Origin of the sequence: Streptomyces sp. NPDC004539, from assembly GCF_040610055.1 — a bacterium.
Taxonomy (GTDB): Bacteria; Actinomycetota; Actinomycetes; order Streptomycetales; family Streptomycetaceae; genus Streptomyces.
In genome coordinates this window covers 17,463-30,104 of record NZ_JBEXLS010000038.1, presented here as the reverse complement: position 1 = coordinate 30,104, position 12,642 = coordinate 17,463, and the positions used below count along the sequence as shown (strand labels likewise).

Genomic DNA, 12,642 nt, shown 5'->3' with positions numbered 1-12,642 from the left:
TGGGGGTATGCGCAACCACACCCCCCCACACCGCGCCCTGATCACGCTGGCCGTGGCCGCGGCGGTCGCCCTCGGGGCGACCGGCACCGCGGTCGCGGCTCCGGCGACGTTCCGGGCGACCACCGCGACCAGCGCGAAGACCACGGCCGACGCCCCCACCCTGCACACCGTCGCCGACCTCGCCGCCCAGCGCCTCGCCACCGCCGACCTCGTCGCCGCCGCCAAGTTCGGCACCACCAGCCCCATCGACGACCCGGCCCGCGAGCAGCAGGTCCTCGACACGGTCGCCGCCCAGGCCGAGCAGCTCGGCGCCGACCCCGACGCGGTCCGCAAGGTCTTCCGCGACCAGATCGAGGCCAACAAGCTCGTCCAGCGCGCCCTGTTCCAGCGCTGGACCGACCACCCGGACCAGGCGCCCACCACCCGCCCCGACCTGAGCGTCGTCCGCGTCGAGATCAACCGCATCAACACCGCGCTGGTCGAGGCCCTCGCCGCGACCGGCGCCGAGCGCGCCACCTTCGCCTGCTACCCCGAGCTGTACCTCTCCGCCGCCCAGGTCCGCCACGAACGCCACCTGGACCGCCTCCACACCGAGGCCCTGATCCGCGCGCTGCCGTCGGTCTGCGAGAGCTGACACCGGGCACGGACCGCTACGACGACGAGGCCGGCCCCCGCACCCGGGGACCGGCCTCACGTCAACTCACCTCACGCGCGCCTCACTTCACGATCGGCAGCCGCGCCCCGTCCCGCAGGAACAGCGGAATCCGCTCCAACGGCGCCTCGACCGTCACCGTCGTACCCCCCTCGTACGACACCCCCGTCCACGCGTCCGTCCACCGCGCCCCCGCCGGGAGATACGCCGTCCGGACCGTCGCCCCCGCCGTCAGCACCGGCGCGACCAGCAGGTCCCGGCCGAAGAGGTAGGTGTCGTCGACACCCCAACTCGCCTGATCCTGGGGGAACTCCAGGAACAGCGGGCGCATCGGCGGCAGCCCCTCCTCGTGGGCCTCGCGCATCACCTTCAGGACGTACGGCCGCAGCCGCTCCCGCAGCCGCACGTACTCCGCCATGATCGTGCCCGCCTCGGCGCCGTACGACCACACCTCGTTGGGGCCGCCGGTCATGTCCGGGCCCAGCGGCATCCCCGGGTCACGGAAGCCGTGCAGCCGCATCAGCGGCGAGAGGGCCCCGAACTGGAACCAGCGGACCATGACTTCGCGGTACGCGGGGTCGTCCGGGTCGCCGCCGTGGAAGCCGCCGATGTCGGTGTTCCACCAAGGGATGCCGGACAGCGCGGTGTTGAGACCGGCGGCGATCTGCCGGCGCAGGGTCGGGAAGTCGGTGCCGATGTCACCGGACCACAGCGCGGCCCCGTACCGCTGACTCCCCGCCCACGCCGACCGGTTGAGGGTGATGACCTCCTCGCCCTCCGCCGCGAGCCCCTCCGCGAACGTCCGCGCGTTCTCCAGCGGGTAGAGGTTGCCGACCTCAAGCCCGGGGCCCGCCCAGTACCGCAGGTTCTCCGAGAACCCCGGCTTCAGCTCCGGCTCGCACGCGTCCAGCCAGAACGCCGTGATCCCGTACGGGGCCAGGTAGTTGTCGCGGATACGGGACCACAGGAACTCCCGCGCCTCCGGGTTCGTCGCGTCGTAGAAGGCGACCTGGACGGTCGAGGCGACCCCCTTGTCCGGCCAGTCGGCGTGCGCCATCGGGCCGTACTGCGTGCCGATGAGGTAGCCGCGCTGCTCCATCACCGGATGGTTCTCCGACAGCGGCGACACCGACGGCCAGACCGAGACGACCAGCTTGACGCCCATCTCGGCCAGTTCACGGACCATCCCGGCGGGGTCGGGCCACTCCGCGAGGTCGAACTTCCAGTCGCCGAGGTGCGTCCAGTGGAAGAAGTCGCACACGATCGCCGTCAGCGGCAGCCCCCGGCGCTTGTACTCCCGCGCCACGCCCATGAGTTCGTCCTGCGTGCGGTAGCGCAGCTTGCACTGCCAGAAGCCCGCCGCCCACTCCGGCAGCATCGGCGTGCGGCCCGTCACCGCGCTGTAGCGCCGCTGGCCGTCGGCCGGATCGCCCGCGGTGATCCAGTAGTCGAGCTGCCGCGCCGAGTCCGCGACCCACCGCGTCCCGTTGTGCGCCAGCTCCACGCGCCCGACCGCCGGGTTGTTCCACAGCAGGGTGTAGCCCCGGCTCGACGTCAGCACCGGGATGTTGACCTCGGCGTTGCGCTGCACCAGGTCGAGGACCAGCCCCTTCTGGTCGAACTTCCCGTGCTGGTGCTGCCCGAGGCCGTACAGCCGCTCGTCGTCGTAGGCCGCGAAGCGCTGCTCCAGGCGGTGGTGGCCGTTGCCGACGGCGGTGTAGAGCCGCGAGCCCGGCCACCAGAAGTGCGCCCGCTCCTCGGCGAGGATCTCCGCCCCGGAGTCCGTCGACAGGAAACGGATCAGGCCCTCGGCGCTCACCTCGACGGTCAGCGCGCCGGCCGTCAGCCTCCCTACGCCGTCGGCGAGTTTGACGACCGACTCGGAGGGCGGGGGAGTGTCGAGCAGGGCGCCCGGCAGATCCGGCAGGACCGGACCGCCGAGCCGGGCCCGCACCCGGACCGCGTCCGGCCCCCACGGCTCGACACGTACGGTCTCCTGGCGCCCGCTCCACTCCAGCGCGCCGCCCCGCTCACGGAACGTCCCGACGGTGGGGGAGGACTGGGCCAGACTGACCTTGGGCTGCGTCTCGGCGGACAGGTCTTCGGCAGGCAGAGTCATACGGCGTGCTCCTGTGGGGAGGCGTGCGGACCTGGAGGCACCCCGAAGGAGGTGCCCTGTGAAGAGAAGTGACAGAACGTCAGACCGGGCCCGGGCCCGTGCTGGCCCGGAGCGTCAACTCCGGGGCGATCAGCGCCACTTCGGCGCCGCCCCGGCCCTCCAGCTTGGCGACGAGCCGCTCCAGCGCGCGCCGCCCCATCTCGGCCGCCGGGATCGCCACCGACGTCAGCCGGACGGGGGCCTGGACCGCCACCTGGTCCGGGCAGATCGCGACCACCGACACGTCCTCCGGGACGGCCCGCCCCTGCTGCCGCAGCAGCGCGAGGAGCGGCTCCACCGCCGACTCGTTCTGCACGACGAACCCCGTCGTCGCCGGCCGCTCGTCGAAGATCCGGGCCAGCGTCGAGGCCATCGCGTCGTACCCGCCCTCGCACGGCCGGTGCAGGGCGCGCACCTCCAGCTCCCGCGCCCGCGCCCGCAGCCCCTCCAGTGTGCGGACCGCGAACCCGGTGTGCCGCTCGTAGACGCCGGGCGCCTCGCCGATGACGGCGATGTCCCGGTGCCCGAGCCCCGCGAGATGCTCGACGCACAGCGCGCCCGTCGCACTCCAGTCGAGGTCGACGCAGGCGAGCCCCGAGGGGTCGGCCGGCAGCCCGATCAGCACCGACGGACGCTCGGTCGCCCGCAGCAACGGCAGCCGCTCGTCGTCCAGTTCGACGTCCATCAGGATCATGCCGTCGGCCAGCCCGCTGCCGGTCACCCTGCGCACCGCGTCCGGCCCCTCCTGGCCGGTCAGCAGCAGGATGTCGTAGCCGTAGCCGCGCGCGGCCGTCGCCACCGCGATGGAGATCTCCATCATCACCGGCATGTACATGTCCGTGCGGAGCGGAATCATCAGCGCGATGATGTTCGAGCGGCTGCTCGCCAGCGCCCGCGCGCCCGCGTTCGGGTGGTACCCCAGCTCCCGGATGCTCTGCTCGACCCGCTGCCGGGTGGTCGTGGAGATGGACCGCTTGCCACTGAGGACATAGCTCACCGTGCTCGCCGAGACTCCGGCGTGCTGGGCGACCTCGGCGAGGGTGACCATCCAGCTCTCCAAGCTTTGTGAAGCGCTTCGACAGTGCGCGTGCGAACAGGGGCGGGCGACTGGGTGCTTCGACAGTAGCTTCAGTGGGGGTGGGTGTCCATAGGTTGTCGAAGCGCTTCGATAATCACTCCGGAATCACTCCGGGAGGGTCCGGACGGGCGCGCGAGGGGTGGTCGAGACGGCCGTAATCGGGTACACGATCCAGTAGCACCGACCGGTAACCGGCCGTCCCGGACACCCGATACGCGGCGAGGTGATCCTCATGTCCGCACCACACGCACAGCCGTCAGTTCCCTCTGGCCCCTCTGGCCCCTCCGGCCCTTCCGTCTCGGAACGTGAGGCCAGGCGCGTCGCCGAGGCGGCGCGCGAACAGGACTGGCGCAAGCCGAGCTTCGCGAAGGAACTCTTCCTCGGCCGCTTCCGCCTCGACCTGATCCACCCGCACCCCCTCCCGCCCGACGCCGACGTCCGCCGCGGCGAGGAGTTCCTCGCCGCGCTGCGCGACTTCTGCGAGACCAAGGTCGACTCCGCCCGCATCGAACGCGAGGCGCGCATCCCCGACGAGACCATCAACGGTCTCAGGGATCTCGGCGCGCTCGGCATGAAGATCGATACGAAGTACGGCGGCCTCGGACTCACCCAGGTCTACTACAACAAGGCCCTGGCGCTGGTCGGTTCGGCGAACCCGGCGCTCGGCGCGCTGCTCTCCGCGCACCAGTCGATCGGGGTGCCGCAGCCGCTGAAGATCTTCGGTACGCAGGAGCAGAAGGACGCGTTCCTGCCGCGCTGCGCGACGACCGACATCAGCGCGTTCCTGCTCACCGAGCCGGACGTCGGCTCCGACCCGGCCCGCCTCGCGACGACGGCCGTGCCGGACGGGGACGACTACGTCCTCGACGGGGTCAAGCTGTGGACGACCAACGGGGTCGTCGCCGATCTGCTGGTCGTCATGGCCCGGGTGCCGGTGTCCGAGGGGCACAAGGGCGGGATCACGGCGTTCGTCGTCGAGGCCGGGGCCGAGGGGATCACCGTCGAGCACCGCAACGCGTTCATGGGGCTGCGGGGCCTGGAGAACGGCGTCACCCGCTTCCACCGGGTGCGGGTGCCGGCCGCGAACCGGATCGGGCCCGAGGGTGCCGGGCTGAAGATCGCGCTCACCACCCTCAACACCGGCCGGCTGTCGCTGCCCGCGATGTGCGTGGGGGCCGGGAAGTGGGCGCTGAAGATCGCCCGCGAGTGGTCCGGGGTGCGTGAACAGTGGGGGAAACCCGTCGCGTTGCACGAGGCCGTCGGTGCGAAGATCAGCTTCATCGCGGCGACGACCTTCGCGCTGGAGGCCGTTGTCGACCTCTCCTCGCAGATGGCCGACGAGGACCGCAACGACATCCGCATCGAGGCCGCCCTCGCGAAGCTGTACGGCTCCGAGATGGGGTGCCTCATCGCCGACGAGCTGGTCCAGATCCGGGGCGGACGCGGGTTCGAGACCGCAGAGTCCCTCAAGGCGCGGGGTGAACGGGCCGTGCCCGCCGAGCAGTTGGTCCGCGATCTGCGCATCAACCGGATCTTCGAGGGCTCCACCGAGATCATGCACCTCCTCATCGCCCGCGAGGCCGTCGACGCGCACCTCTCCGTCGCCGGCGACCTCATCGACCCCGACAAGTCCCTCGGCGACAAGGCGAGAGCGGGCGCGCAGGCCGGCGCCTTCTACGCCCGCTGGCTCCCGAAACTCGTCGTCGGTGCGGGCCAACTGCCCACGTCCTACGACGACTTCAAGCACGGCGCCGACCTCTCCGGTCATCTCCGCTACGTCGAACGCCACTCCCGCAAGCTCGCGCGCTCCACGTTCTACGCGATGTCCCGGTGGCAGGGGCGCATGGAGACGAAACAGGGCTTCCTGGGCCGGATCGTGGACATCGGCGCGGAACTCTTCGCGATGAGCGCGGCCTGCGTCCGCGCGGAACACCTGCGCTCACGCGGTGAACACGGGCGCGAGGCGTACCAGTTGGCCGACGCCTTCTGCCGCCAGGCGCGGGTGCGGGTCGACGAGTTGTTCGGCCGGCTGTGGGCCAACACGGACGACGTGGACCGGAGGGTGGTGAAGGGCGTGCTGGGCGGGGCGTACGAGTGGCTGGAGGAGGGGGTCGTCGATCCGTCCGGGGAAGGGCCGTGGATCGCGGACGCTTCGCCGGGGCGGTCTGTGAGGGAGAACGTGCGCCGACCTATTCGGTAGGAAGAGGTTGTCGGGCGGGTGCGGAGTCGTCGGGGCCGGTCGCGCAGTTCCCCGCGCCCCTGAGAAGACTCGCGCACCCGCCGTCTCAATTCCTCAGCACCACTTGTGGTCCTTCGTCTTCTTCGTCCACGAGCACGTGTCCACCTTCGACCCGTTCGCCCTGGTCAGGGTCGCCGTGTCGCCGTCGTTGTTCCAGACGTACGCCTTGCGGTTCTGGAACGTGTCCGTCGCGGTGTCCTTGCCGGAGCCGGTGTGGACCTTGACGGTCTTCCCGGCGCCGACGGTGATGTTCTTGAAGACGTACTTGTGGTTGGAGGCGTCCTTGAGGACCCACCCCTTCACGTTGACGGCCTTCTTGCTCGTGTTCTTGATCTGGACCCACTCCGCGTTGAGGCTCGCGTTGGTGCGGGTGTCCTTGCCGGGGCTGTCGAACCAGACGTGGTACAGCTCGACGCCCCCGCCGGCCGCCTGGGCCGGGGTGGAGAGGGCGGTGCCGAAGAGCAGTGCGGCGCCGCCGAGGGCAGCACAAAGGTGCTTCACGCGCATAGAAGAGATCCCCCCTGGATGTCGTATGCGAGAAAGAAGTCCTATCACACGATCTTCACCAGAAACTCATAAGTGGTCATATGAATCACGCCGTGGAGGCGCGGCGGTCCGCCCGCACAGCGGATGCGGCAACAATGGGGGGATGACCGACAGTCCAGCCCCTCTCGCCGATCCGCATCTCGTCTTCGATCCCGTCGCCGGGGGCGGGCCCAAGGATGTGGTGATTCTCGGCTCCACCGGGTCGATCGGCACGCAGGCCATCGATCTGGTGCTGCGCAATCCGGACCGCTTCAGGGTGACGGCTCTGTCCGCGAACGGTGCCCGGGTCGCCCTGCTCGCCGAGCAGGCCCGTCGGCTGCGGGTGAAGGCCGTCGCGGTCGCCCGCGAGGACGCCGTACCGTCGCTGCGCGAGGCCCTCGCCGCGGAGTACGGCGCCGGCGAGCCGCTTCCCGAGATCCTGGCCGGCCCGGACGCCGCCGCGCAGCTCGCCGCGTCCGGCTGTCACACCGTCCTGAACGGCATCACCGGCTCCATCGGCCTCGCCCCGACGCTCGCCGCCCTGGAGGCGGGCCGCACGCTGGCGCTCGCCAACAAGGAGTCCCTGATCGTCGGCGGCCCCCTCGTGAAGGCGCTGGCGAAGCCCGGTCAGATCATCCCCGTCGACTCCGAGCACGCGGCCCTCTTCCAGGCGCTCGCCTCCGGCACCCGCGCCGACGTCCGCAAACTCGTCGTCACCGCCTCCGGCGGACCCTTCCGGGGCCGGACGAAGGCACAGCTCGCGGACGTCACCGTCGAGGACGCCCTCGCGCACCCCACCTGGGCGATGGGCCCGGTCATCACGATCAACTCCGCGACCCTGGTCAACAAGGGACTCGAAGTCATCGAGGCGCACCTCCTCTACGACATTCCCTTCGACCGCATTGAGGTGGTCGTGCATCCCCAGTCGTATGTCCACTCGATGGTTGAGTTCACGGACGGATCGACAATCGCCCAGGCGACGCCCCCCGACATGCGCGGGCCGATTGCCATCGGGCTGGGCTGGCCCGAGCGCGTCCCCGACGCGGCCCCGGCCTTCGACTGGAGCAAGGCTTCCACCTGGGAATTCTTCCCCCTGGACAACGAGGCGTTCCCCTCGGTGAACCTCGCCCGCCATGTGGGCGAGCTCGCGGGAACGGCTCCGGCGGTGTTCAATGCCGCCAACGAGGAGAGCGTGGAGGCGTTCCGCCGGGGCGCGCTGCCGTTCAACGGGATCATGGAGACCGTCACCCGTGTGGTGGAAGAACACGGCGTGGCGGGAACTTCACTCACCGTGGCGGACGTCCTCGAAGCAGAGACCTGGGCACGCGCCCGGGCCCGGGAACTGACGGCGACCGCGGAGGCGCGTGCATGACCGCTCTGATGATGATCCTCGGCATAGTCGTCTTCGTGCTCGGGCTGCTCTTCTCGATCGCGTGGCACGAACTGGGGCACTTCACCTTCGCCAAGCTCTTCGGCATCCGGGTGCCGCAGTTCATGGTCGGCTTCGGCCCGACGGTCTTCTCCCGCAAGAAGGGCGAGACCGAGTACGGCGTCAAGGCCATCCCCATGGGCGGCTACATCCGCATGATCGGCATGTTCCCGCCCGGCGAGGACGGCCGGATCTCGACCCGCTCCACCTCCCCCTGGCGCACCATGATCGAGGACGCCCGCTCGGCCTCGATGGAGGAGATCCAGCCCGGGGACGAGACGCGGATGATGTACACGCGCAAGCCCTGGAAGCGCGTCATCATCATGGCCGCCGGACCCGTGCAGAACCTGATCCTCGCGGCGGTCCTCTTCCTCACCGTCCTCATGGGCTTCGGGATCTCCCAGCAGACCACCACGGTCAGCTCGGTCTCCCAGTGCGTCATCAACCAGAGCGAGAACCGCGACACCTGCAAGACCGGGGACGAGCCCTCGCCGGCCGCCGCCGCGGGCCTCAAGGCCGGCGACAAGATCGTCTCCTTCGACGGCGTGAGGACCGAGAAGTGGGACTCCCTCTCCGACCTCATCCGCGCCAGCGCCGACAAGACCGTCCCGATCGTCGTCCAGCGTGACGGCAAGGAGGTCACCCTCCAGGCGAAGATCGCCGAGAACCAGGTCGCCAAGAAGGACTCCAGCGGGCAGATCGTCCAGGGCGAGTACGTCACGGCCGGGTTCCTCGGGTTCAGCGCCGCCACCGGCATCGTCCAGCAGGACTTCGGCGACTCCGTGACGTGGATGGGCGACCGGGTCGGGGAGGCCGCCGACTCCATCGTCGCCCTGCCCGGCAAGATCCCCGCGCTGTGGGACGCCGCGTTCGACGGGGGCAAGCGCGAGGCGGACTCCCCGATGGGCGTCGTCGGGGCGGCCCGGGTCGGCGGTGAGATCTTCACCCTCGACATCCCGCCGTCCCAGCAGCTCGCCATGGCGCTCATGCTGGTCGCCGGGTTCAACCTCTCCCTGTTCCTCTTCAACATGCTCCCGCTGCTCCCGCTCGACGGCGGGCACATCGCGGGGGCGCTGTGGGAGTCGCTGCGCAGGAACCTCGCGAAGCTGCTGCGCAGGCCCGACCCCGGGCCGTTCGACGTGGCGAAGCTCATGCCGCTCGCCTATGTCGTCGCCGGGGTGTTCATCTGCTTCACGATCCTCGTGCTCATCGCGGACGTGGTGAACCCGGTGAAAATCTCGTAGCCATCCGCTGTTCACGACGGCCGGGCACCCTAGGTGTCCGGCCGTCCTTCGTCCAGCGGGTTTGACAGGGAAAATGTGCCCGGTGGGGGTTGGGTGTCGTAACCTCGGACCCCGGTAGCCCGCGCGCTCTCGGGACCGGCCTTGATCCACGACTTGGGGTTGCACAGCAGATGACTGCGATTTCTCTCGGCATGCCGTCCGTTCCGACCAAGGTCGCCGAGCGGCGCAAGAGCAGGCAGATCCAGGTCGGGTCGGTCGCGGTGGGCGGGGACGCGCCGGTGTCGGTGCAGTCCATGACGACGACGCGGACGTCCGACATCGGGTCGACGCTCCAGCAGATCGCCGAGCTGACCGCGTCCGGGTGCCAGATCGTGCGGGTCGCCTGTCCTACGCAGGACGATGCGGACGCGTTGTCGACCATCGCGCGGAAGTCGCAGATTCCGGTGATCGCGGACATCCACTTCCAGCCGAAGTACGTGTTCGCCGCGATCGAGGCGGGCTGTGCGGCCGTGCGCGTCAATCCCGGGAACATCAAGCAGTTCGACGACAAGGTGCGGGAGATCGCCAAGGCGGCCAACGATCACGGCACGCCGATCCGGATCGGGGTCAACGCCGGGTCCCTGGACCGTCGTCTGCTTCAGAAGTACGGGAAGGCGACGCCCGAGGCGCTCGTCGAGTCGGCGTTGTGGGAGGCGTCGCTGTTCGAGGAGCACGACTTCCGGGACATCAAGATCTCCGTCAAGCACAACGACCCCGTCGTGATGATCGAGGCGTACCGGCAGCTGGCCGCGCAGTGTGAGTACCCGCTGCATCTCGGGGTCACCGAGGCCGGGCCCGCGTTCCAGGGGACCATCAAGTCGGCCGTCGCCTTCGGCGCGCTGCTCTCCCAGGGGATCGGGGACACGATCCGGGTGTCCTTGAGCGCTCCTCCGGTCGAGGAGGTCAAGGTCGGGAACCAGATCCTCGAATCCCTCAACCTGAAGCAGCGTGGTCTGGAGATCGTCTCCTGCCCGTCCTGCGGGCGGGCCCAGGTCGACGTCTACAAGCTGGCGGAGGAAGTCACCGCCGGCCTCACCGGCATGGAGGTTCCCCTCCGGGTCGCCGTCATGGGGTGCGTGGTGAACGGGCCCGGCGAGGCGCGCGAGGCCGACCTCGGGGTCGCCTCCGGCAACGGCAAGGGGCAGATCTTCGTCAAGGGCGAGGTCATCAAGACCGTCCCCGAATCCAAGATCGTCGAGACCCTCATCGAAGAGGCCATGAAGCTGGCCGAGAAGATGCAGGACGAAGGGGTCGCCTCCGGCGAGCCCACGGTAGCCGTCGCCGGCTGACCTTCCTCGCCCCCGCCGCCCCTACCCACCCCGTCCCCCAGGGGCTCCGCCCCTTCGACCCCGGGGGAGGGGGGTTTGGGCGGGCGGTCGGGTGCGGGTCCGTCGTGGCTTGTCGCGCAGTTCCCCGCGCCCCTGAAAAGACCGGGCTGGGGTGAGTGGTCGAGGTATGCGGCTCCGCCGCGTGGGCGCGAATGGCCACGATGTACCCGCGGTTTCCCTCCGACGGTGACCACGTCCTCCAGGGGCGCGGGGCTGTATCAATTTGCGGCTACCGCCGCGTGGGCGCGACCAGCCCCCACGCACCCGCAGTTCACCCCCGACCGCCACCACGTCCTCCAGGGGCGCGGGGCTGTATCGATTTGCGGCTACCGCCGCGTGGGCGCGACCAGCCACCACGAACCCGCAGCCGCCGAACCGCCACACAGCACCCACCCCATGAGGCGCCCCCCGCTCAGCCCCCGGCACGGGGAGGCGGGGCTCAGCTTCCGCAGGTACAGTGCGGGGGATCGAACACCCCACCGTGAGGCCCCGCCCGTGCTGACCCACACCACCTCCCGGGTCCTCGAACCGAGCGACCTGGACGCAGCCCTCGCAGTCCTGGGCCGAGAGCCGGTCGCGAACGCGTTCGTGACGTCGAGGGTGCAGATCGCCGGCCTCGACCCCTGGCGCCTCGGCGGCGAGATGTGGGGCTGGTACGAATCCGGCATGCTCACCTCCCTCTGCTACGCGGGCGCCAACCTCGTACCGATCTGCGCCACCCCCCGAGCCGTACGCGCCTTCGCGGACCGTGCCAGAAGGGCGGGCCGGCGCTGCTCCTCGATCGTGGGGCCCGCCCAGCCGACGGCCGAACTGTGGCGCCTCCTCGAACCGCACTGGGGCCCGGCGAGGGAGGTCAGATCCCAGCAGCCCCTGATGGTCACGGACCGCATGCCGACGGACATCACCCCCGACCCCTACGTCCGCCGCATCCGCAAGGACGAGATGGAAACGATCCTGCCGGCCTGCGTCGCGATGTTCACGGAAGAGGTCGGCGTCTCCCCGCTGGCCGGCGACGGCGGCCTCCTCTACCAGGCGAGGGTCGCCGAACTCGTCGGCACGGGCCGCTCCTTCGCCCGCCTCGACGACCGCGGCCAGGTCGTCTTCAAGGCCGAGATCGGCGCCGCGACCAGGGACGCCTGCCAGATCCAGGGCGTGTGGGTGGCCCCCGAGTACCGGGGGAGGGGCCTCGCCGCCCCCGGCATGGCCGCGGTCCTGCGCTACGCCCTCGCGGACGTCGCCCCGGTCGTCAGCCTCTACGTCAACGACTTCAACACGCCCGCGAGACGGACGTACCGGCGCATCGGCTTCCAAGAGGTCGGCGCGTTCATGAGCGTCCTCTTCTGAACCACGGGGCACACCCCCTGTAGGCTCCCCGCATGGACCTGGTGATCGGCCCCCTGGACCTCTCCGCCCGCGTGGACGAGGCACTGTCGGTCCAGGCCATCGCGTTCGGCCTGGCCCCCGACGAAGTGGCGGTCAGACGCCAGATCGTCCTGCGCCACATGACGAACCCCGGCGCGCGGGCACTCGGTGTCACCACCGCCGAAGGCCGCCTCGCGGGTTTCGTGTACGGCATGCCGAACGACCGCGCGCACTGGTGGTCCACCGTCGTCGAGCCCTACCTCAGGGCGCTCGGCAACACCCACTGGCTGGACGACTCCTTCGTCATCACCGAACTCCACGTCCACCCCGCCTACCAGAACCGCGGCGCGGGCCGCGCGCTGATCACGGCGATCACGGACGACGTCCCGCAGCCCCGCTCGATCCTCTCCGCGATCGACATCGACAGCCCCGCCCGGGCCCTCTACCGCTCCCTCGGCTACCACGACCTGGCCCGCAGGGTCCTCTTCCCGAGCGCCCCCCGACCGTACGCGGTGATGGGCGCCCCGCTGCCCCTCCTGCGGCGGCAGACGGATTTCCGACCATCCCGGGCCGACGGTTAATCTCCTA

General features: G+C 70.3%; 10 protein-coding genes. 7 read left to right on the top strand and 3 right to left on the bottom strand.

All coding sequences use genetic code 11. The features are described from left to right. The first annotated feature begins 7 nt into the window (after nt 1-7). Nucleotides 8-634: a chorismate mutase gene (locus ABZX85_RS45505; RefSeq protein WP_355883600.1), complete on the top strand. Its 627-nt coding sequence runs from the start codon at nt 8-10 to the stop codon at nt 632-634. Between the two features lie 82 nt (nt 635-716). On the opposite strand, the gene ABZX85_RS45500 is transcribed toward ABZX85_RS45505, so the two are convergent. Together ABZX85_RS45500 and ABZX85_RS45495 are read right to left on the bottom strand one after the other, a co-directional pair. Further along, nucleotides 717-2,771 (bottom strand): TIM-barrel domain-containing protein, encoded by a 2,055-nt coding sequence (locus ABZX85_RS45500; protein WP_355883597.1) that lies wholly within the window; start codon nt 2,769-2,771, stop codon nt 717-719. Nucleotides 2,772-2,850: 79 nt separating this feature from the next. Beyond that, nucleotides 2,851-3,858: a LacI family DNA-binding transcriptional regulator gene (locus ABZX85_RS45495; RefSeq protein WP_355883594.1), complete on the bottom strand. Its 1,008-nt coding sequence runs from the start codon at nt 3,856-3,858 to the stop codon at nt 2,851-2,853. Nucleotides 3,859-4,120: 262 nt separating this feature from the next. On the opposite strand from ABZX85_RS45495, the gene ABZX85_RS45490 reads away from it, so the two are divergent. Next, on the top strand, nt 4,121-6,088 hold the full coding sequence (locus tag ABZX85_RS45490; protein ID WP_355883591.1) for an acyl-CoA dehydrogenase family protein: 1,968 nt from the start codon (nt 4,121-4,123) through the stop codon (nt 6,086-6,088). 93 nt (nt 6,089-6,181) lie between these two features. Here ABZX85_RS45490 and ABZX85_RS45485 read toward each other — a convergent pair whose 3' ends face one another. Next, nucleotides 6,182-6,634, bottom strand: a complete 453-nt coding sequence (locus tag ABZX85_RS45485) for a lamin tail domain-containing protein (protein ID WP_355883588.1) — start codon at nt 6,632-6,634, stop codon at nt 6,182-6,184. Nucleotides 6,635-6,776: 142 nt separating this feature from the next. On the opposite strand from ABZX85_RS45485, the gene dxr reads away from it, so the two are divergent. The 5 genes from dxr (at nt 6,777) to ABZX85_RS45460 (ending at nt 12,635) form a co-directional block, all read left to right on the top strand. After that, nucleotides 6,777-8,024 carry a 1-deoxy-D-xylulose-5-phosphate reductoisomerase gene (gene dxr, locus ABZX85_RS45480; RefSeq protein WP_355883585.1) on the top strand — a complete coding sequence of 416 codons (1,248 nt, stop codon included), beginning with the start codon at nt 6,777-6,779 and terminating at the stop codon, nt 8,022-8,024. An 8-nt stretch (nt 8,025-8,032) separates the two neighbouring features. Further along, nucleotides 8,033-9,325: a site-2 protease family protein gene (locus ABZX85_RS45475; RefSeq protein ID WP_355883680.1), complete on the top strand. Its 1,293-nt coding sequence runs from the start codon at nt 8,033-8,035 to the stop codon at nt 9,323-9,325. A 170-nt stretch (nt 9,326-9,495) separates the two neighbouring features. Then, nucleotides 9,496-10,653 (top strand): flavodoxin-dependent (E)-4-hydroxy-3-methylbut-2-enyl-diphosphate synthase, encoded by a 1,158-nt coding sequence (ispG, locus tag ABZX85_RS45470; RefSeq protein WP_355883582.1) that lies wholly within the window; start codon nt 9,496-9,498, stop codon nt 10,651-10,653. A gap of 534 nt (nt 10,654-11,187) precedes the next feature. Continuing rightward, nucleotides 11,188-12,036, top strand: a complete 849-nt coding sequence (locus tag ABZX85_RS45465; protein WP_355883579.1) for a GNAT family N-acetyltransferase — start codon at nt 11,188-11,190, stop codon at nt 12,034-12,036. 32 nt (nt 12,037-12,068) lie between these two features. Then, nucleotides 12,069-12,635 (top strand): GNAT family N-acetyltransferase, encoded by a 567-nt coding sequence (locus tag ABZX85_RS45460; RefSeq protein ID WP_355883576.1) that lies wholly within the window; start codon nt 12,069-12,071, stop codon nt 12,633-12,635. Nucleotides 12,636-12,642 lie beyond the last annotated feature (7 nt).